The organism is Petrotoga mexicana DSM 14811 (assembly GCF_002895565.1).
Classification (GTDB): Bacteria; Thermotogota; Thermotogae; order Petrotogales; family Petrotogaceae; genus Petrotoga; species Petrotoga mexicana.
The window spans coordinates 143,958-164,787 of the sequence record NZ_AZRN01000034.1 but is presented as its reverse complement, the minus strand read 5'-3'; the positions used below and the strand labels follow the sequence as shown (position 1 = coordinate 164,787).

The following is a 20,830-nucleotide window of genomic DNA, read 5'->3' as shown; positions in this document are numbered from 1 at the left end:
TGTTATTATTCTTTAACTGCTCCGCTTGTCAATCCTTTTATAAAGTATCTTTGTAAGATTATAAAAATTATCAAAGGGGGAATAGTTGCTAACAACGATCCTGCAAACAAAGGTCCCCATCTTGTTTGATACTGTCCTACGAATAGAGAGAGGAAGGTAGGAATAGTTTGCTTACTTTTACTCAATAAAAAAGACATGGAATATAACAACTCACTCCAAGTAAATAAGAAAGTATAGGTACCAACTGATGCTATGCCAGGTAAAGTTAGAGGCAGAATAATTTTATAGAATGCTTGAAATATGCTACAACCATCTATCATAGCGGCTTCTTCTAACGATTCTGGTATATCAATAAAAAAACCTCTAAGAAAAATAATAGTAATCGGTGTTGTAAAAGCTATATAAGAAAGAATCAAACCTAAGTATGTATCTAATAATCCAATATTTTTCAAAAGGTTAAATATTGGCATCAAAAAAATAACCATTGGAAACATTTGAAATAATAAAACACTTGTTAAAAGGGAGTTTTTACCCCTAAAAGAAAATCTTGAAAAAGCATAAGCTGGTAAAACTGCTATTATTAATGACAAAATAGAAGTAGTAATAGAAACAATAAGACTATTTATGAAGTATTTTCCTATGTCCAACCTCATAATTTCCTTGAAATGTTCAAAAGTTACATCATGTGGGTAATAAGTTAAGGGGTAACTGTATATTTCGGGATATGTTTTAAAAGAAGTAACTATTAACCAGTAAAAAGGAAAAGCAATTATTATAGATATTATTATTAATAAAAAATAAGAAAGTATTTTATACATTTGTATTCTTTTGCTTCTTTTCAAGAGTTTTCCTCCTTTGTTAAAACTTTTATGTATAGAATAGAAATAAATAATATTATTAAAAATAAAATATTAGATAAAGCAGCAGATTTATTATATTCTAAAAATTTAAAGTTTATTCTATAAATATAAGTAACAAATGTTTCGGTTCCATAGCCAGGTCCTCCTCCCGTCATAGTATATATTAGTGGGAAATAATTTATAGTCCATATAGTGGTAAACATCAAAGTTGTAATTAAAATAGGCTTTAATTGCGGAATGGTTACGTGTGTAAATTTTTGAAATACATTGGCTCCATCAATTTCCGCCGCCTCATAGAGTTGCACGGGTATAGCTTGAAGGCCAGCTAAAAAGAATAAGCCAGATAAACTAAAGCCTTTCCATATATTTGCGATTATTACCGCTGCTAAAGCAGTTTTTGGTTGTCCTAACCATGAAATATAATCAGATATAAAACCAAATCTAAATAGAATATCATTTATGACTCCATACATATCGTTGAACATCCATTTCCATGTGACTCCAGCTACTATGTCTAATGTTGCCCAAGGTAAAATTAAAATTATACTTCTGAAAATCACTTCTCCTTTTTTTATCTGATTTAATAAAATTGCTACCAATAATCCTAAAGATAACTGTCCTATCACACTACATATTGTCCATATAACTGTATTTTTTAACATTATAAGAAATACGGGATCTTTGATAGCTTCAATATAGTTAGAAAAAGTAAAATTTCCTTCGTTATTAGTAAAACTGAGATATATATTTAAAGTTAATAAAAAAACTATTAATGATACTATAATTAAAACATAAGGAAGAACCATCTTATAAGCTGTTTTTTCATTTTTTGAGATTTTCAACATAAATTTTCAATCTCCTATACTTCTGTTTTTTTAGTTTTAAATAAGGAGGGGAGATTCCCCCCTTATTTATAAAAAAGCATGTTAATTACCCAAAATATTATTTACATTTATTTCTGCCTTTTTTATGGCGTCTTCTGCTGTGGAATTACCTAATAAAACATCTTGTACCATAATTTGAATTTGTTCTGAAACTTGAGGCCATTCTGGAATAGGTGGTCTAGGGATAGCATTAGGGAATGCTTCAAAAATAACTTGCCAATTTTCATTTTGTTGAAAATATGGGGCGTCTCTTGCAACATCTCTCCTTGTAGGCATTGGTCCATGATTTTGTTCTACCCAAAACATCCATGTCTCATAACTAGTCAAATATGAAGCTAATTCCCATGCACCTTCTTTATTTTTACTGGAACTGGGAATAACAAGAGCCCATCCACCTAATACAGATGCTTGAGTAACAGCATAAGGGTGGATACTTACTCCATATTCAATATCGGGATTCGCTGATTCAATTAACGGGAATGACCAAGGTCCTCCTACTGCCATCGCGACTCTGTTTTGAGCCATAAGATTCCTATAGTCATCTTCATGGTAAGAAAGAGGGTTAGGGCTTACATTATATTTCAACGCAAGGTCAGTATAGAATTTTAAAGCACGTAGTCCTTCTGGAGTATTAAAGGCAGCTTTAGAATAATCATCTGTAAGTAATTTTCCTCCTGCACTGTACAAAAATATCATATAACCTAAAGTAGTATGTTCAGTTTTAGTGCCGCTGACACCGTAACCATATACCCTCTTGGAAGGATCGGTTAATTTCATAGCGGTATACAAAAATTCTTCCCAAGTTTTAGGAGGATTCTCAGGGTCTAATCCAGCGTCTCTAAACATTTTTTTATTATACAACAATAGTCTCGCGTCTGTATACCAAGGTAGTCCGTATCTTTTACCTTCATAGGTTACCGTTGGCCATAGATTTTCCCATATTTCATTCGTACCATCCCAGGAATTCAATTTATCATCTAATGGTTCAAGCCATCCTTGAGATGCAAATGTTGGAACCCAACCACCCAAGTCAGCAAATGCTAAATCAGGCCCTACTCCTCCTTGAAGCGCGGTTACTAAATGGTCATAGTAAGTATCAAATCCGAACAATTGTACTTCTACTTTTATACCTGTGTTATCTTCGAATTTTGATATAACTTCGTTCCACGTTTCATCTAATTCTGCGACATGTCCTCCTATCCATACAGAAAGGGTTTGAGCATTAAAAGTAGAAGCACCTAGGATCCCGAGTATTATGAAACTTAATACCAAAAACCTTTTCATAAAGATATACCTCCTTCTCCTCATAATGTAGTTACATAAGTAACTTTCTTATGTAACTACTATTTATTGTATCAAAAAAATATCGGAAAGTAAAATCCGATTAAATGAATTTATAAGCAATTATTACCATTTAAAATTGATTAGAAAGCATTTACTCTTTATATCTCACATTTCTTAAAAATTTAAGGATAGTTTAAATGTTTACCATTCTAGAAAATAGGTTAAAAAATGGTTCCTAAAGTAACAGAGGAAGTATTAAGGAAAGTAAAGGAAGAAATTTTTATTAATTTTTTATATATTTCGTTATTAAATCACGGAAATTTTTGCTTTCTAATGCTTTTTTAGCCAATTGATCTGCCAATGTATTGTAATGGTCTCCTGAGTGCCCCCTTACCCAATGGAATTGTATTGTTAAAAATTTACTAAAATAATCATAGCAATTTTTATAGGCTATGGTTATTTTTTTATTCGTTTTCCATTCTCCAGTACACCATTTCTCTAATCCGATGTAATCATGATTTATTATTATCTTTTCGTAACCTTTTTCTTTGGCGTATTCCATTGCGTAGATTGATGCACTTATTTCTCCGGCAACATTTCTGCTAGAGGAGTATTCTGGGTTATTACCAGAAAAGAAGAGATGTTTTTCTTCATCATCTAGAAATACTATGCCGCTACCGTATATTTTTGTTTCTACGTCATAACTTCCATCGACATAGGCGATGAGAGTTTTATTCTCACTTGCTGTCTTTTTTGTAATTATCGTATACCCCTTTTTTGAGATTTTCTGTTACTTTTTTCATTTCTATGTCTTCTTGTTTTAGCTCTTTGATTAGTTCTTCGACTGTCCATTGAGAACTTGTAGGAGTAATGGAAGCAAAAATTATATTTTCAGGTAAGTTTTCCATATTTTTTATTGTTTTCATTATCCTAAGGATTTGTTCTTTGGACATACCGTTAATTATAATTGTGGGAATGTTTTTAATATCTTCATACATGGGAATAGCCTCCTAAGTTGTGTTAGCGCCCCTTCCCCCGCTCAATAAGAAAAGAGTAATCTTATATTGTCTAACGTTAGAAAAGATTTTAGAATATTTTCGTCAATTATTGTATCTTCTATTTCCTTTGTAGTACCTTTTTTAGATTGCACTTTATCTAATAATAAAAATATTTTACTTTTATACGCCTTCAATGAGAAATCTTCTATGTTTATTCCTTGGTCAACGTGCTTTGTTGTAGTCAACGTTTCTATTTTATCAAATATTTCTTTGTTGATTTCTTTCAAATCTTTAAGTTTTGTTTCTTCTTCCGTACAAAATTTCTTTTGAAGTTCTACGGGGAGAAATGAAAAGTCAATTAAATCTTTATCAAATTTGTTTTTTAAGTCTTGCCTTAAGTGATTTTTGTTTTCTTCAGAGATAGGTATCTTGTTAATTTGTTCTTCGTATTTTTCTTTTACTTTGTTTATTTCTTTAGGAGAAAGACTAACCAAAAATCTATCGTAATAACTTATTTCTTGTATATTTTTGAAATCTTCTATCACATCTAATTTTCTGGTTAAAAAGTTTTTTTCGTTGAATTTGGATTCTAAATATATCATTCCAAATCCTTCTAATACTGAAGAAGAAAAGAAAAGATCAGAAATATTCAGTATATATGGAAAAAGTGAAGGATCTTTTGCTGAAATAGCCCAAGCTCCTTTAACTTTTTCAGATTCAAAGGTTTCTTTTACAACTTTTTCATAAGGCCTTTCTTTATCAGAATTAGCTGGTAATGTGACAAGAAGATTACTCTTTCCATACAAACGATTTATAAGTACCGCTTCTAAGATATTCTTTCTTCTTATCGTCCTTGTAGGATACAAAATGTTTTTATTTGTGGGATCAACGTTATATCCCAATTTCTTTAGTTTATTTATGACTTCATCTTTGTCAATGTCTTTTATTTTATCTTTATTTTTAGCAAATTCAACAGCGTTTGGAAGATAAAAAGTATTTTCTGAAGGTATACCACTTTTTATAAGCCTATTGTAATCGGATAGATTGATAGTTGCATACTGTATATTCTCTCTTATTGGGTATAGGGAAGAATTTATGAATTTTCTTATAAAAGAATAGTTTTCCCATCTTGCACATTCAGGAAAGTCGTGAATTTGAATAATTGTGGGTACATTTTTTGTTGTGATAAATTCTTTAAAAGCTTGTGTGAATGCAGGATTTTTGCCTAAATTATAGTTATGGGCCCAATATATAGCCCTTTCATCGTGATAATTGTTCAATTTGTTTTTTATAGATTCTTTGAGTTCAAGAAAAGTTTTATAATCGGTGCTGTCATAATATATGTATCCGAGCTCTGGGAAATCAATAAAATCAACATTTTTGTAAGATAAGACCTCTTCTATCCCATCTATCCCCATTTTTTTTGAACCAAAGAGAGTAATTTTGTATTCGTCTTTTAGAGATTTTACAATATTTCTAACAACGGTAGAAACTCCGCCTTTTATGTAATGATAGTGGAAGATGTAAAGGTTGTTCATACCTTCTCCCCTTTTGAAAACTTTTCTTTGTACTCTGGGATGGTGATGATAGGAGGTCTTTCAACACTTAGTATCTCCGTTGGAACTAATATCTTCTCATTTTCTTTTTTTTGAATCATTAGGTGTTTATCGTTCAATTCGGTTTTTAAATCTAATTTTCCATATTTTTCCAATCTTTTTAATACTACCTTTGTGAGTTCAAAAGCCATTTTACTCAGTGAGTGTAAAGGTTGATTGTCGTGTATTCGAAGTTCAAGGTCCACTTGAGCTATTATCTCGGTGCCAAATTTTTCAGCTATGTCAATGAGATGAGCAATTTCCACACCGTACCCCACAAAAAACGGTAGTTTTTCTAAAATTTCCCTTCTTCCTGCATATTCACCACTTAACGGTTGAATTATCGTTGATAACTCCGGGTAAAACAAAGAAAATAAAGGCCTTGCAACCAATTCGGTAACCCTTCCTCCACCCGTTGGTTGCATTGCTGATTTTCCAACAATGGGTCTATCATAAAAGGCTTTGACGTAGCCTATTTCTGGATAATTCAACAAAGCACCAACTAAACCGTATACGAATTTTGGATGTATGTTCTCTATATCTGAATCCACCCATACGATTATATCACCATTAAGTGCGTATAAACTTTTCCATAAATTTTCTCCTTTTCCTTTGTAAAAACCGTATTCGGGTAAAATATCACTGGAGTAAAAAACTTTTGCACCGTACTCTTTTGCTATAGAAACTGTTTCATCCTCTGAGCCAGAGTCAATTACAGCGATTTCATCCAATAATGGATATTTTTCCATAAGTTCTGTTTTCATAATGATTATCTCTTTACCAATTGTTTTTTCTTCGTTTAAAGAAGGAAAGGCAAGGGATATTTTTACATCTTGTTTTTCTTTTAATTTAACAAGCTCTTTAATGTTTTCAAACTTTGAATGGTGAAAAGAACGTTTTAAAATATTGTCCTTCATCTTTTATCTTCCTTTCTGTTTAATCTTTTTCTTCTCCTATAATGTCCTGATCTATCTCTTCTTCAGCAAAGTTTTCTGTTGTTACATTATCAACTACCATCAAAATTTGATTCAGACCTTTCATTACACCATCTCTTTCAAAATATTCTGTGCCATCTAATATTTCACCTTTCGCTATACCTAGGGAAACTGCTGGAATACCTGATTTAATTATCAATGCTTCATCTTTGTCTAAAGCAACCAATTTGGTTTTGATGTTTAAATGACTGTGAACCTCTCTGATCTGTTCGATCAAGGGATGGTCTTTTGGTATGAAAGTGGTCGGAATGTATGAAAGTAGATTCAATTTTATCTTTAAATTGTATCTTTCAGCCAATTCCGTGACGGTGGATCTTAAATTTTCACTTATAGTTTCTAAATCTTGGTCTCCTTCGCTCTTTATCTCCATTATCACTTCAGTGTTGTCCTCAAATCTGTCAAGTTTTAAGATGCTTACAGACGTGCCTTCCATATCTGCATTTTCTTTCAGATTAGAAGTTATTCTGTACAATATTTCTAGGGTTGATGGAGTTTTAGAAGTTTTGTGTATTGAATCTCGGGAATAAAATTTTAATTTGTAGACATATTTTCCCAAAGAACGATGACCGAGATCTCCTAAATTGATACCATTGACTTTAATGGCATAGTCCAAACTTTTGATATTTTCTTGTAAAAACTGTCCTAAACTCAAAAATTTGTTTTTTCTTGCCTGGTTAAGAAAGAGGAAAAATACGTTCTTTCTTAAGTCTACATTTTCTGAGTGTAAAAACTTTATCATAGTTAAGAGAGCTGCTACTTTAAGTGAAGACGAAACAATTTTTAAACCTTCTATTTTTCCTTTTAATACCCTGGCAAATCTTTCAACAAGTGGATCGTGTATCTCATCTATAGTTGTGAAAACAAGTGCCGTAGGAGATGTATCGTCGTTAACAAACGAGACATATACATTCCCTTCATCATCTTCCTTAATATTGGGTAGATTCATTTCTCTCAATCTGTTTATTATAAAATTTTTTTGCTCGTCGAAGTTTTTTAAAGGAAGCTGATTGTAAAGTATCGTATTAGATAACAGTTCATCCTCATATTTTTCCAGTTTCCATAAAGCATCTTCTAATCTAAGCATTTAGATTCCTCCTTTCTGCCTTTTTAACAAGTAACAAAAACAAGGACCTTTCGAAAAAAGGTTTGATAATTAGTTTTGTTTAATTCATCAGTATTAGAAATATAGGTGAATATAGTAAGGGCGGCAAAGATATGAATAGTAGTTTAAATAAGAAGAAAACATTTATTAGTCTTTCTATTAAACATTATAACATATTTTATAGGAATTTGTCAAAACTTGCCAAAAAAGGTAAGAATATAATTTATCAAAACGACAATTATCAAAGAAGGAAGGAAATTTCCTACTTTTATATCTTTTATCTCCAAAAGTCTTATTCCAATGGCAATTATCATCGCCCCGCCAACGGCTGTAAAATCATTCAAATAGTAAGGATTTGAAAGGAAAGAAAGCATTCCAGCCAAACTAACTATCGAACCTTGAATCAAAAATACACTCACAGCAGAGAAGGTAACCCCCACACCATAAACCGAGGCCAAGACCATAGAAGAAATTCCATCCAGAACAGATTTTAAGAAAATAACAGAGTTATCTCCTGAAAGACCGGCATTTAGACATCCAATTATCGTCATAGGGCCTATAACAAAAAGAACGGTAGCGGTAATAAATCCTCTTACAAAAGGTGTTTCTCCCTGTGATCTTTCAACGATGTTTGCCAATTTTCCTAGACCGTTTTCAATTCTCAATAACTCTCCAATTACTCCTCCCAGTGCCAAAGATACCAAAACCACGATCAAATTGCTTGCATCTAACCCCATCCCTATTCCGATCAAAAAAGTAGTCAGACCAACACTTTGAAATAAAATAAGTCTCAAGTTATCTGGCAATTTATTCCCAATAAATGTTCCCAATGTACCCCCAATTAAAACGGCTAAAGTGTTTACAATGACAGCGATGTTGAACACTTTTAATTCCCCTCCCTTTTTGCGGCATTGAATCCATTAAAAGTTTTTTAATAATTATACCAAACAAACAATCATATGGTTAATTACAAAAAACTTACAAAAATCAAAAATGAAGAGATTTTTAGATTTACCACTGAATAATGGGGAAATTTTAGACAATTTCTCAATTAATAATTATTAAATTAAAAAGGACTGTCAAACAGTCCCTATATTTTTATGAAAAAATAAGTATTCTTAACTTTTATTTTTGCAGCAGGAAATTTTTCTTCTGCTATCTTAGGGTGGTTTAGGATTTCATCTATTACTTTCTCTTTCCCTTTGTATGAACTTAGAAAAAGGATATTTCTTGCGTTGTTCAGCAATTTGTACGTGGCGGTAATTCTCGGTACTTTTGGTGTTCCAGATGGTGGTGTGGCAGTGAATAACTTTGTATTTTCTTCTAAAGTGTCACTTGAAGGGAACAAAGATGCTGTGTGGCCATCTTCTCCTATTCCTAGTAGTATTAAATCAAAAACGGGATTTTGTGTTCCAAAAAAGTTGATTATTTCTTTTTCGTACTCTTGTGATGCTTTTTCTATAGGTAGTTCTGTTTTTATCCTATGTACATTATTTGTTGGAATATTAATCTTGCTTATTAGCAAATCGTGTGCCCATTTGAAATTACTTTCTTCACTTTTTTGATCGACGTATCTTTCATCTCCCCAAAAAATGTGGACTTTCTCCCAATTTATTTTATTTTTGTATTCTGATGCCAATTTTTCATAAACAGGAAGTGGTGTTCTTCCGCCTGAGAACATTAAGGTGAATAATTTATTTTCTTCTATGCTTTTTTTATATAGTTTATAAATTAGGTTTGCGGTCTCTTTGTGGAACTTTTGGGGATCTTCAAAAAACTTTGCTTGCATATAAATCCTCACTTTCAAAGTCTAAGTTTCGCCAACTTCTATTATCTTTTGCTAATAACTCAAAAGATTCTTTTGGTCCCCAGGTACCAGCTTTGTATAATCTCAGCCCATTATGTTTTTCTTCTTCCCATTTTTCTAAAACAGGGGTGAAGATTTTCCAAGAAATTTCCATTGCGTCACTTCTTACAAAAAGTGTTTGATCACCCAACATGGCGTCCAAAAGAAGCCTTTCATATGCATCAGGACCTTTGAATTTGAAGAATTCGTCATAATTGAAATCCATTGTTAATGTATTTAAACAAAGCTTGGAACCGGGTTGTTTGGCTTGAATCTTCAGTGAAAACCCTTCGTCTGGTTGTATATTTAGAATGAGAGCATTTTTTTCTAAGGTTATATCATTTTTAGCAAATATTGAATGGGGAACGTCTTTAAAGATTATGGCGATTTCTGTAACTTTTCTTTTCAACCTTTTTCCTGCCCTTAAATAGAAAGGCACCCCACTCCATCTCCAATTATCAATTAAAAATTTAGCCGCTACAAATGTTTCTACAAAGGAGTTTGGATTAACATTCTTTTCTTCTGTATAAGCGGGAACTTCTTTACCATTTATCACTCCATCAATGTATTGACCTCTTACAAAGTATTCGTCTATCTTGTCTTTTTCAAAAGGCCTTATAGTCTTCAATAGTTTCGTTTTTTCGTCTCTAACACTTGTATCTTCAAGGGAAGCTGGTGGTTCCATAGCTACCAGAGTCAAAAGTTGCATCATATGGTTTTGAAACATGTCTCTTAATAAGCCAGCTTGTTCAAAATAACCCGCCCTGTGTTCAACACCTAATGTTTCAGCTACGGTTATCTGAACGTTATCTATGTATTTATAATTCCAAATAGGTTCAAAGACAATGTTTGCAAATCTAAGCATCATTATATTTTGAACGGTCTCTTTACCGAGATAATGGTCAATTCTGTATATTTGGGTTTCATTTAGATACTTATGAAGCTCTTCGTCTAATTCTTTTGATGTGTTAAAATTACTGCCAAAGGGTTTTTCTATAATTATTCTTGAATAAGAATTTTCACTTTCTTTGGTCAAATTAAATTTTCCCAAACGTTTAATTATTTCTAAATAGACATTTGGCGGTGTGGAAAGATAAAAAAGATGATTTTCCTGTGTGTTGAAGAGTTTATCCAAATAATTTAATTTATTTTTTAATTCCACATAAAGGGCATCATCATCGTAGAAACCTGAAGTATAAAAAACTTTTTCAACAAACCTTGAAATTATATAGCTATCCTCGTTTTCTTGCAATAATCTATTTTTGATTTCTTGGCGGTATTCCTCATCAGTGAATTTAGATCTTGCTATTCCCAGTAAGAAAAATTCGTTAGGCAATAGGTTCTTTTTGAACAACGTATATATAGAAGGGATCAATTTTCTAAAAGTCAAATCCCCGGAGGCCCCAAATATAATTAAAGAAGAAGCTCCAGGTTTTATTTCTTCACAGATATTTTTTCTTGAAAGATGTTTTGTTATTTGTTCCATGTACTAATGTCCACCTCTTTGTTTAGAATATTTTATTGTCCTTAAAAACACTAAAAACTACTTTAATTAGTTAAATCTAGTCTGCTTTAACGCCCCTTCGCCCCGCTCCGCACCCCACAGTTAGCCCACAGTGTTTATAGAATATTTTATAAATTAATTGTTATTTGTATTATAACACGACAAAAATGATAGCAATTTACAAAATGATGAATTATTTTAACTTACCATTTTGTGTTTTATCAGATAAAGATCTGTTAACATAACTGTGGTAACGATAATAAAAGTAGTATAATATCCCATAGTTTGAATGAATAATCCACCGATTGTGGGCATAATTACTGTCATGAAATTCAAAGTACCTCTTACTCCTAAATAAATAGATCTCTCCTCTTCAGGAGCTATCTCCAAAAAGTATGGGTCGAAACCTACCCTTCTTCCGCTAATAACAAAACCTACTAGAAAAAAGACGATAGAATATAAATTAGGTCCAAAGAAAGATAATACGATAGCAACTATTGGTATAATGGCTCCCAAAAATATACATGTGGAAACAACTGTTTTAGAGGAATATTTGTTGAAAATATATCCCCAAAAAATGTTGGAAAAAATAGTGCCTATTATTTGAAAAAGTAAATAGTGTCCGACATAACTTTCAGAAATTAAAAAAGTATCTTTAGCAAAAACTATGTAAAAAGGTAAAATCATTAAGCTGAAACTTGACAAATTCTCCACGATTATAAAATGTAAAAAATGTTCGTCTTTTTTTAAAAGAACAGGGATGTTTTTGATAAAGGTTTTTAGAGGTTCTTTTTGTTGATTGGTAACTTTTGCTTGGGGTTCCTTTATGAACCAAAAAGCCAAGGCAGCGATAAATAAACCAGCAGATCCTATTGAAAAAGAAAGAGTGTAATTTAAGGGATATTCAATATAACCTGGACTAAAAATTTTTGCAATTATTAATCCACCTAAAAGAGCTGCAATACTACCAAAAAATTGTTTGTAAGTATAAACCTTACCACGTTCTTCTTTTTTAAAAATTTTACCGATGATGTCTGTATACGCAAGTCCTGCAAAGCCACCACTTATCGAAAAAAGGAATATCCAAAAAAATAAACTAATTATTACTACCAAAGGATTTCTTTGCGCAAAATAATAAGTGAACAGAGCCATCCCTAAAAAAGAAATACTCCTCAAATAAATGCCTAACATTAGAAATTTCCTCTTATATGGGTAATATTGCATAAAATAACCGAATATTGCGTTGAAAAATAATGGAGCTCCCAACAGGATAGAGTACAATACACCAAAAATAATTTTATTATCGGTTAATTCCGTAATTAGAGCAGGAAAAACTGTGTTAAAATCAATCATAGACATAGTCAAAGACAAGAAAAATCCATGCCAAATAAAAACAAATAAACTTAAGTTGAACCTTTGTGAAAAACTTTTTTTCATAGATTTTATCCTCCATATACAATTTGTAAAGTGAGCGCCAGTTAGCCTTAAGCATAAAATAGGCGGGTTCATGTGCTATAATATATTTTGAAGAAAAAAGAGGCAAAGATGTCCTCGTTTATTCAATTATACCAAACTTAGAACGACAAAAAATAAGAGCAATTTAGTAAGTTAACCTTAAAATAAAACGTAAAAATTCAAAGGAGGAAGGAATTATGAATGGTTCTATAAAAATTAGCGACAGTATTTACTATGTTGGGGTAAACGATAGAGATACGCAGCTTTTTGAAAGCTTATGGCCTCTTGATAGAGGGGTTAGCTATAATTCTTATTTAATCTTAGATGAAAAAACAGCTTTAATCGATGGGGTTAAAGAATCGAAGGTAACTGAATTTTTTGATAAAATCAAGAATCTTTTAAACGGTAAGCCTCTTGATTATTTAATCATCAACCACATGGAGCCTGATCATTCTGGGACTATTCCAGAACTTTTGCAAAAATTTCCTAATTTAAAAATTGTTGGTAATAGAACCACTTTTCAATTTATAGAAAACCTCTATAAGGTTGAAGATAATTTTCATGAGATAAAGGATGGTGAATCTCTGAACTTAGGAAAGCATAATCTGAAGTTTTACTTAACTCCGATGGTTCATTGGCCAGAAACGATGATGACCTACGATGAAACGGATAAAATTTTGTTTTCTGGTGATGCCTTTGGGGGTTTTGGGACCTTAGACGGGGGAATATTCGATGATGAAGTAAAGGTGGATGTCTTCGAAGATGAAATCAGAAGATATTTTTCTAATATAGTTGGAAAGTACTCTCCTATGGTACAAAGGGCATTAAAAAAATTGAATGAGGCTAATATAGATATAAAAATAATCGCTTCTACCCATGGACCAATTTGGAGGAAGAATCCTGAGAGAATTTACTCTTTGTACGATAAATGGAGTAAATATGAGACCGAAGAAGGGGTTGTAATAGCTTACGGATCGATGTATGGAAATACAGAAGAGATGGCTGACTATGTTGCAAGGAAATTGGCTGAAGAAGGTATTAAAGAGATCAAAATAATGGATGTATCAAAAACCCATATTTCTTATATAATTAACGAGATTTGGAGATACAAGGGAGTAATCTTTGGAAGCTCAACATATAACCAAGGTCTTTTCCCATACATGGAATCATTGGTTCAATGGCTATCCCATACCAATATAAAAAATCATGTTTTAGGTATCTTTGGTACTTATGGTTGGAGCGGTGGGGGAGTTTCGACACTGGTTAAGTACAATGATCAAATGAAATGGCCGCTTGTTGCTGAGCCAATTGAAGCAAGATTATCTGCTAAAGAAGAAGATTTTAAGAAATTAGCTGAATTGGCAAAAGCGATGGCAAAAGAGGTAAAATTAGCTTGACTTTCAAAAAATAATATGATAATATTAGTTAAATTAATAAGTTTTGATTCCTTATCGAGAGAGGCGGAGGGACTGGCCCGAAGAAGCCCGGCAACCTGCATAATTTAACAAAATTATGCAATGGTGCCAAATCCTGCAGAGTAATTCTGGGAGATAAGGAGAGGATAAAAGTTGTAAAAATACACCTCTTCCATTCTACCGGAAGAGGTTTTTTATATATAAAGTTCTAATTAGAGAAAGTTTTTAAAGAATAAGATTTTGATTTTAAAAGGGTTACGGGGTGAAAGGGAACTAAAATATATTTTACGAGGGAGGGATTTAGTATGAAAAAAAGTAAGAGTGTGGTAAAGGTTTTGGCTTCATTATTTGTTTTTTTAACATTGCTTTTCGTTGAAGGATATGCTTTGTTTGGTTTTGGTGGTAATACTTTCAAAGTTGGAGCTACTCCAGTTCCCCACGCCGAGATTTTAGAGTTTGTAAAAGATGATTTCAAAGAAAAAACGGGTGTCGAACTTGAGATAGTAATTTTTACAGATTATGTTCAACCTAACTTGGCTTTGGAAGATGGTTCTATAGATGCAAATTATTTTCAACATGAACCATATTTAGAAACTTTTAAAAGGGAACGTAATCTGCCAGACTTAGTATCTGCTGCTAAGATCCATGTCGAACCTATGGGATTTTATTTAAAGAAAGACTTAAAAGACCTCAAAAAAGGCGATTTAATCATAATTCCTAACGATGTTACCAACGAAGGTAGATCTTTGTTACTTCTTCAAGAGCACGGTATAATTAAGCTTAGGGAGAGAGAAGATCCGTTAGTGGCAACAATCAAAGATATCGTTGAAAATCCATATGGTTTGGAATTCAAAGAACTTGAAGCACCATATTTGCCAAGAACTTATAAAGAAGATAAAAATGTAGTTGGGGCAGTTATTAACACAAATTATTCTATAGAAGCTGGGTTGAATCCATTGGAAGATGCGGTATTTTACGAAGGATCCGAATCTCCATATGCCAACATAATAGCGGTGAAGGAAAGTCGTGTCGACGATGAACTAGTAAAAGCTTTGGTTGAAGTACTAACAACAGATAAGGTGAGAGAATTTATTTTAGAGAAGTACAATGGTGCCGTAGTACCAGTATTTTGAGCATTCATAAAATAATGCAAAAGGAGAAACGCAGTTGTTAAAAATACAAAATCTTAATCTCGTATATGATAACAAAAATCATGTCTTAAAAAACATAAATTTTTCAGTTGAAAATGGAGAAATTTTGGGGATTATAGGGTTATCTGGAGCGGGGAAAACGTCTCTTTTGAGAACATTGAACCTGCTCCAAGCTCCTACTTCCGGGGAGATTTTCTTGGATAAAGTAGATATAACGAAATTAAATACAGATCAGTTGAGAAACGTAAGAAAAAAGATTAGTATTGTATTTCAACATTTCAACTTGTTAAGTTCTAGAACGGTATTCGAAAATGTATCTCTTCCCCTTGAAATTGAAAAGGTACCTAAAAAGGAAATAGAAGTTCGTGTTAATAAGATATTGGAAGATGTGAATCTTCTTCATAAAAAGGATTCTTATCCTTCACAGTTATCGGGAGGAGAGAAGCAAAGAACAGCTATAGCAAGAGCATTGATAAATAATCCTGATATTATTTTGTTTGATGAACCCACATCATCTTTAGATCCAAGTACAACACAGAGAATCTTAGATCTCATATTGGAAATCAATAAGAGTATGAAAAAGTCAATTTTGATTGTTACTCATGAAATGGACGTGATCAAAAAGATTTGTGATAAGGTCGTTTATTTAAAAAATGGAACGGTTGATTTTTTTGGTAAAGTCCACGAATTTTTTATTGAAAAAGAAAATGAACTGAATAAAGAATTTTATCAAGAAATAAACATAGATTGGGAAAGGGTAAAAGAAGTGGTTAAAGGAGAAAACCATAGGTTGATAAAGATAGTTTTTTGGGGAGAAAAGACACATGAACCTATCTTACATAATATCACTAAAAAATATGACATCACATTGAATATGCTTTACGGTAAGATAGAACATTTGAAAGACAATCCCTATGGGACATTAATAGTTGAGGTTATTTCTGATCATAAGGAAATGGAAAAGTTTTTAGAAGAGCTCTCTGCCAATGTTTACAAAGTTGAGGTGTTGAAATAAATGATCCAAGATCTATTTATAGCTACTCTTGAAACGCTATACATGACTTTTGTTTCTGGTTTTATAGCTATTTTGTTAGGTATTCCTTTGGGTATAGCACTCTATATGTTGTCTAAGAGTGATAAGAAAGCTGCAAAAACCTGGTATACCGTTTTAGATTGGATTGTCAATATATTTAGATCAATACCTTTTATCATCCTCATTATTTTGATAATCCCTTTAACTAGATTATTAACAGGAACAATCATTGGTTCAACTGCGGCGATTGTTCCGCTATCCATAGCAGCGATTCCTTTTATGGCAAGATTGGCTGAAACTTCTTTTAACAATCTTTCACAAGGATTATTAGACACGTCTGTTTCTATGGGTATGACCAACAGACAGTTTATATTTAAAGTATTACTACCTGAAACTGCGCCAGAGATGGTTTCAAATATTACTTTGTTGATTATAAACTTAATAACTTACACAGCTATAGCAGGCGCCGTGGGAGCAGGAGGCCTTGGTGCAATGGCGATAAATTATGGATATCAAAGGTTTAGAATGGATGTTCTTCTTTACGACGTGGCTATATTAATCTTCTTAACTCAGATAATCCAATTTATTGGGTCAAGATTGTCGAACTCTTTAAGAAAATAAAAAGCCAGGAATCTCCTGGCTTTTAATGTGATAACCGAGATTATTCTATCAATCCTAACCCTTTTAGATAATTCTGTGCAACTTCCTCTGGTTCTTTTCCTTCGACATCTACTAAATAATTTAACCTTATGATTATATCTTGATTTAAGTACATAGCAAAAGGTCTTAAAATTTCTGCTATCTCAGGATATTTTTCTAAAGTATCTTCTCTCACAACTACAGCTACATAATAAAAAGGGAAGAAATGTTTATCGTCTTCCAAAACCTTTAAATCGTATTTCAGTAGTTGAGAATCGGTGGTAAAGACCATTGTTATATCAGCATCGCCTTGATTCACAGCCTCATAGGTTAAACCCCACTGCATAGTTTTTACATCATTTTTGGATATGTTCATGTTGTATGCTTCTGCCATTTCGAAGATATTCATTGCGCCTTCGAAGAATTCATAATCAATTGCTATTTTTAATTCTCCAGGATGGTCATTTACATATTCAGCAAGTTCGGATATGGTATCAATGCCTAAACTTTCTGCTCTTTCCCTTTTCATGGCCAAGGCATATGAGTTGTTGATACTAGTTAGATCTAACCATACTAACCCTTTTTCTTTATCTATGTTTTTAACTTGGTTGTATAATTCTACTGGGTCGTAAATCAATTCCTCTTTATGATAGTATGTTGTCCACGCTGTTCCTGTGTAATCTGCAGTAACATCAATTTGGCCGTTCAACATACCTGTTCTTTTCACTAATGTATTTAAGCCAAATCTTTTATCAATCTTAAAACCGTTTTCTTCAAGTAAAGCAGATATAAGTTCACCAAATAGGTACTGTTCTGTGTAATTGGAAGCACCTACGGTTAAAGTTGCACCAAAAAGCGCAGTTAAAGAAAACACAACAAACAATACAAATATCGCCAATTTTTTCAACGTTAACACCTCCATAATGTTTAACTCAAATATTAAGGGTGAAGAGGTACCCTTCACCCTTGTTTGTGAAATTGAATATTAGATCGTTTAATCTATTAAACCTAAACCTTCTAAATATTCTCTTGCCACGACTTCTGGTTCAAGACCTTCAACATCTACTCTGTAGTTTAGCCTTATTAAAATGTCTTGGTTTAGGTACAGTGTGAGAGGTCTTAAAATTTCTTCAATTTCAGGATATTTATCAAGTGTATCTTTTCTCACTGCGAAAGAAATGTGATAATAAGGCCAGAAGTTTTTATCGTCTTCTAATACATGTAGGTTGTATTTTAAAATTTTTGGATCGGTAGCAAAAACCATAGCGATATCTATTTTCTTGTTTGCAATTGCCTCGTAGGTTAATCCGGTTTGCATAGTTGATACTTGAGAATCAGGAATGTCTAAACCATAGTGTTCAGCGAAGGCAAAGAAGCCATCTGGTCTTTCATAAAATTCATAGTCGACTCCTGCCACAAACTCTTTTGGATGTTCGTTCCAGTAAGCGACTAAGTCAGATAAGGTTTCGAAACCGTATTTTTCGTAATCTTCTTGACGAATAGCAAGGGCATAAGTATTGTTAACGCTTATCCTATCAAGCCAAACAACACCATTTTTATCGTCTAATTCTCTGACTTTTTCTAAAAGTTCATCTGGATCGGTGATCATTTCTTCTTGGCCTAGATAAGTTACCCAAGCGGTTCCAGTATAATCTGCATATAAATCAATCTGACCTGTTGTCAAACCTTGCCTTACAACGAAGGAATTAAGGCCAAATCTTTTAATAACGTTAAAACCGTTCTCTTCAAGTAACAGTGAAGCCAAGTTTCCAAGGACATACTGTTCTGTGAAGCTTTTAGCACCTACAGTCAAAGTTGCACCAAAAAATGTGCTTAAAGTAAATACCATTATTAACAAGAATAAGATCGTTTTTTTCACCGAAATACCTCCATAACTAAGTTTTATTGTTATTAGCTTTTTCTCTCTACATATTGAAAAGTACTTGACTCTCTTTCAAATTATGAGACTTTCTGTTGTGAAATATCTTTTATAATATTAGATACACAATACCATTAGCGAATGGTTCTTTTCATCAAATAATAAGGGTGAAGAGGTGCCCTTCACCCTTGTTTGTGAAATTGAATATTAGATCGTTTAATCTATTAAACCTAATCCTTCTAAATATTCTCTTGCAACGACTTCTGGTTCAAGACCCTCAACATCTACTCTGTAGTTTAGCCTTATTAAAATGTCTTCGTTTAGGTACAGTGTGAGAGGTCTTAAAATCTCCTCAATTTCAGGGTATTTATCAAGTACATCTTTTCTAACTATAAAAGAGATATGGTAATAAGGCCAGAAGTTTTTATCGTCTTCTAGTACATGTAGGTTGTATTTTAAAATTTGTGGATCGGTAGTAAAAACCATAGCGATGTCTATTTTATTGTTTGAAAGTGCTTCGTAAGTTAATCCGGTTTGCATAGTTAATACTTGAGATTCAGGAATATCTAAACCATAGTGCTCAGCAAAGGCAAAGAAGCCATCAGGTCTTTCATAGAATTCGTGGTCGACTCCTGCCACAAACTCAGTTGGATGTTCGTTCCAGTAAGCGACTAAGTCAGAAAGGGTTTCGAAACCATATTTTTCGTAATCTTCTTGACGAATAGCAAGGGCATAAGTATTGTTAACGTTTATTCTATCAAGCCAAACGACCCCATTTTTAGCGTCTAGTTCTTTGACTTTTTTGAAAAGTTCATCTGGATCGGTAATCATTTCTTCTTGGCCTAGGTAAGTTGCCCACGCGGTTCCAGTGTACTCTGCAAGTACATCGATCTGACCCGTTATTAACCCTTCTCTAGAGGGGAGAGCATGAAGGCCATCCCTTTTAACAACGTTAAAACCATGTTCTTCGAGTAGCAGTGCAGCTAGGTTTCCAAGGATATAATGTTCTGTGAAGTATCTTATACCTACAGTTAAAGTTGCACCAAAAAATGTACTTAAAGTAAATACCATTATTAACAACAGTAAGATCGTTTTTTTCATCAAAATACCTCCATAACTAAGTTTTACTGTTCTCATTTTCAAATTATGAGACTTTCTGTTGTGAAATATCCTTTATGATATTAGATACACAATACCATTAGCGAATGGTTTTTTTCATCAAATAATAAGGGTGAAGAGATACCCTTCACCCTTGTTTGTGAAATTGAATATTAGATCGTTTAATCTATTAAACCTAATCCTTCTAAATATTCTCTTGCAACGACTTCTGGTTCAAGACCCTCAACATCTACTCTGTAGTTTAGCCTTATTAAAATGTCTTGGTTTAAGTACAGTGTGAGAGGTCTTAAAATTTCCTCAATTTCAGGGTAATTATCAAGTGTATCTTTTCTCACTGCGAAAGAAATGTGATAATAAGGCCAGAAGTTTTTATCGTCTTCTAATACATGTAGGTTGTATTTTAAAATTTTTGGATCGGTAGCAAAAACCATAGCGATATCTATTTTCTTGTTTGCAATTGCCTCGTAGGTTAATCCGAGTTGCATGGTTGATACTTGAGATTCAGGAATATCTAAACCATAGTGTTCAGCGAAGGCAAAGAAGCCATCCGGTCTTTCATAAAATTCATAGCCCACTCCTACCACAAACTCTTTTGGATGTTCGTTCCAGTAAGCGACTAAGTCAGATAAGGTTTCGAAACCGTATTTTTCGTAATCTTCTTGACGAATAGCAAGGGCATAAGTATTGTTAGCGTTTATTCTATCAAGCCAAACAACTCCATTTTCAGCGTCTAATTCTCTAACTTTTTCTAAAAGTTCATCTGGATCAGTGATCAATTCTTCTTGGCCTAGGTAAGTTACCCACGCGGTTCCAGTGTAATCTGGATATAGATCAATCTGACCTGTTGTCAAACCTTGCCTTGCGACGAGAGAACTAAGACCAAACCTTTCAACAACGTTAAAACCGTTCTCTTCAAGTAGCAGTGAAGCTAAGTTTCCAAGGACATACTGTTCTGTGAAATTTTTTGCACCTACGGTTAAAGTTGCACCAAATAGTGCAGTTAAAGAAAACACTACAACTAACATAAGTACTGCCAATTTTTTCAACGTTAACACCTCCATTTAAAAATTT

20 protein-coding genes and 1 riboswitch are annotated in these 20,830 nt (G+C 32.9%); of the genes, 4 read left to right on the top strand and 16 right to left on the bottom strand.

Annotation, left to right across the window (positions count from 1 at the left end; translation table 11 throughout):
* Positions 1-5 precede the first annotated feature (5 nt).
* The 12 genes from X927_RS08620 to X927_RS08565 all read right to left on the bottom strand — a co-directional run bounded on the left by X927_RS08620 (position 6) and on the right by X927_RS08565 (position 12,505).
* Positions 6-842, bottom strand: coding sequence for a carbohydrate ABC transporter permease (locus X927_RS08620; RefSeq protein WP_103077669.1), 837 nt, complete (start codon positions 840-842; stop codon positions 6-8).
* Complete coding sequence (locus tag X927_RS08615) at positions 839-1,705, bottom strand: carbohydrate ABC transporter permease (protein ID WP_103077668.1); 867 nt, start codon at positions 1,703-1,705, stop codon at positions 839-841. The genes X927_RS08620 and X927_RS08615 overlap by 4 nt, the downstream gene beginning before the upstream one ends.
* 81 nt (positions 1,706-1,786) lie before the next feature.
* Positions 1,787-3,028, bottom strand: coding sequence for an ABC transporter substrate-binding protein (locus X927_RS08610; protein WP_103077667.1), 1,242 nt, complete (start codon positions 3,026-3,028; stop codon positions 1,787-1,789).
* Positions 3,029-3,311: 283 nt separating this feature from the next.
* A complete protein-coding gene (locus X927_RS08605) occupies positions 3,312-3,752 on the bottom strand; it encodes a reverse transcriptase-like protein (RefSeq protein WP_281255705.1) in 441 nt (146 codons plus the stop codon).
* A gap of 13 nt (positions 3,753-3,765) precedes the next feature.
* Complete coding sequence (locus tag X927_RS08600; RefSeq protein WP_103077665.1) at positions 3,766-4,026, bottom strand: DUF3783 domain-containing protein; 261 nt, start codon at positions 4,024-4,026, stop codon at positions 3,766-3,768.
* Between the two features lie 41 nt (positions 4,027-4,067).
* Positions 4,068-5,564 (bottom strand): glycosyltransferase family protein, encoded by a 1,497-nt coding sequence (locus tag X927_RS08595; protein ID WP_103077664.1) that lies wholly within the window; start codon positions 5,562-5,564, stop codon positions 4,068-4,070.
* Entirely contained in the window at positions 5,561-6,538 is a 978-nt protein-coding gene (locus X927_RS08590) for a glucosyl-3-phosphoglycerate synthase (RefSeq protein WP_103077663.1), read from the bottom strand. Before X927_RS08590 ends, X927_RS08595 begins: the two co-directional genes overlap by 4 nt.
* A gap of 19 nt (positions 6,539-6,557) precedes the next feature.
* On the bottom strand, positions 6,558-7,700 hold the full coding sequence (locus X927_RS08585; protein WP_103077662.1) for a hypothetical protein: 1,143 nt from the start codon (positions 7,698-7,700) through the stop codon (positions 6,558-6,560).
* Between the two features lie 209 nt (positions 7,701-7,909).
* The gene (locus X927_RS08580) at positions 7,910-8,602 is read right to left on the bottom strand and encodes a DUF554 domain-containing protein (protein ID WP_103077661.1); all 693 of its coding nucleotides are present in this window, start codon (positions 8,600-8,602) and stop codon (positions 7,910-7,912) included.
* A 206-nt stretch (positions 8,603-8,808) separates the two neighbouring features.
* Entirely contained in the window at positions 8,809-9,507 is a 699-nt protein-coding gene (gene pgl, locus X927_RS08575) for a 6-phosphogluconolactonase (RefSeq protein WP_103077660.1), read from the bottom strand.
* Positions 9,488-11,050, bottom strand: a complete 1,563-nt coding sequence (gene zwf, locus X927_RS08570; RefSeq protein ID WP_103077659.1) for a glucose-6-phosphate dehydrogenase — start codon at positions 11,048-11,050, stop codon at positions 9,488-9,490. The genes pgl and zwf overlap by 20 nt, the downstream gene beginning before the upstream one ends.
* A 216-nt stretch (positions 11,051-11,266) precedes the next feature.
* Positions 11,267-12,505 carry an MFS transporter gene (locus X927_RS08565; RefSeq protein ID WP_169925210.1) on the bottom strand — a complete coding sequence of 413 codons (1,239 nt, stop codon included), beginning with the start codon at positions 12,503-12,505 and terminating at the stop codon, positions 11,267-11,269.
* Positions 12,506-12,720: 215 nt separating this feature from the next.
* Between X927_RS08565 and X927_RS08560 the strand changes: the two genes are divergently transcribed.
* From X927_RS08560 to X927_RS08545, 4 genes are all read left to right on the top strand, one after another.
* Positions 12,721-13,920 carry an FprA family A-type flavoprotein gene (locus X927_RS08560; RefSeq protein ID WP_103077657.1) on the top strand — a complete coding sequence of 400 codons (1,200 nt, stop codon included), beginning with the start codon at positions 12,721-12,723 and terminating at the stop codon, positions 13,918-13,920.
* Between the two features lie 48 nt (positions 13,921-13,968).
* Positions 13,969-14,080, top strand: a riboswitch (SAM riboswitch).
* 163 nt (positions 14,081-14,243) lie between these two features.
* Entirely contained in the window at positions 14,244-15,071 is an 828-nt protein-coding gene (locus X927_RS08555; protein ID WP_103077656.1) for a MetQ/NlpA family ABC transporter substrate-binding protein, read from the top strand.
* Between the two features lie 34 nt (positions 15,072-15,105).
* Entirely contained in the window at positions 15,106-16,104 is a 999-nt protein-coding gene (locus X927_RS08550) for a methionine ABC transporter ATP-binding protein (RefSeq protein ID WP_103077655.1), read from the top strand.
* Positions 16,105-16,743: a methionine ABC transporter permease gene (locus X927_RS08545; protein WP_103077654.1), complete on the top strand. Its 639-nt coding sequence runs from the start codon at positions 16,105-16,107 to the stop codon at positions 16,741-16,743.
* A gap of 40 nt (positions 16,744-16,783) precedes the next feature.
* Here X927_RS08545 and X927_RS08540 read toward each other — a convergent pair whose 3' ends face one another.
* The 4 genes from X927_RS08540 to X927_RS08525 all read right to left on the bottom strand — a co-directional run bounded on the left by X927_RS08540 (position 16,784) and on the right by X927_RS08525 (position 20,814).
* Positions 16,784-17,677 carry an ABC transporter substrate-binding protein gene (locus X927_RS08540; protein WP_245855521.1) on the bottom strand — a complete coding sequence of 298 codons (894 nt, stop codon included), beginning with the start codon at positions 17,675-17,677 and terminating at the stop codon, positions 16,784-16,786.
* Between the two features lie 78 nt (positions 17,678-17,755).
* Positions 17,756-18,640: a glycine betaine ABC transporter substrate-binding protein gene (locus X927_RS08535; RefSeq protein WP_103077652.1), complete on the bottom strand. Its 885-nt coding sequence runs from the start codon at positions 18,638-18,640 to the stop codon at positions 17,756-17,758.
* 216 nt (positions 18,641-18,856) lie between these two features.
* Positions 18,857-19,741 carry a glycine betaine ABC transporter substrate-binding protein gene (locus X927_RS08530; RefSeq protein WP_103077651.1) on the bottom strand — a complete coding sequence of 295 codons (885 nt, stop codon included), beginning with the start codon at positions 19,739-19,741 and terminating at the stop codon, positions 18,857-18,859.
* A 179-nt stretch (positions 19,742-19,920) separates the two neighbouring features.
* Complete coding sequence (locus X927_RS08525) at positions 19,921-20,814, bottom strand: glycine betaine ABC transporter substrate-binding protein (protein ID WP_245855520.1); 894 nt, start codon at positions 20,812-20,814, stop codon at positions 19,921-19,923.
* Positions 20,815-20,830 lie beyond the last annotated feature (16 nt).

Coding starts and splice junctions, on each gene's coding strand:
- X927_RS08615 (WP_103077668.1), bottom strand. CDS start 1,705: ATGTTGAAAATCTCAAAAAATGAAAAAACAGCTTATAAGATGGTTCTT.
- X927_RS08610 (WP_103077667.1), bottom strand. CDS start 3,028: ATGAAAAGGTTTTTGGTATTAAGTTTCATAATACTCGGGATCCTAGGT.
- X927_RS08600 (WP_103077665.1), bottom strand. CDS start 4,026: ATGTATGAAGATATTAAAAACATTCCCACAATTATAATTAACGGTATG.
- X927_RS08595 (WP_103077664.1), bottom strand. CDS start 5,564: ATGAACAACCTTTACATCTTCCACTATCATTACATAAAAGGCGGAGTT.
- X927_RS08590 (WP_103077663.1), bottom strand. CDS start 6,538: ATGAAGGACAATATTTTAAAACGTTCTTTTCACCATTCAAAGTTTGAA.
- X927_RS08585 (WP_103077662.1), bottom strand. CDS start 7,700: ATGCTTAGATTAGAAGATGCTTTATGGAAACTGGAAAAATATGAGGAT.
- pgl (WP_103077660.1), bottom strand. CDS start 9,507: ATGCAAGCAAAGTTTTTTGAAGATCCCCAAAAGTTCCACAAAGAGACC.
- zwf (WP_103077659.1), bottom strand. CDS start 11,050: ATGGAACAAATAACAAAACATCTTTCAAGAAAAAATATCTGTGAAGAA.
- X927_RS08565 (WP_169925210.1), bottom strand. CDS start 12,505: ATGAAAAAAAGTTTTTCACAAAGGTTCAACTTAAGTTTATTTGTTTTT.
- X927_RS08560 (WP_103077657.1), top strand. CDS start 12,721: ATGAATGGTTCTATAAAAATTAGCGACAGTATTTACTATGTTGGGGTA.
- X927_RS08555 (WP_103077656.1), top strand. CDS start 14,244: ATGAAAAAAAGTAAGAGTGTGGTAAAGGTTTTGGCTTCATTATTTGTT.
- X927_RS08545 (WP_103077654.1), top strand. CDS start 16,105: ATGATCCAAGATCTATTTATAGCTACTCTTGAAACGCTATACATGACT.
- X927_RS08530 (WP_103077651.1), bottom strand. CDS start 19,741: ATGAAAAAAACGATCTTACTGTTGTTAATAATGGTATTTACTTTAAGT.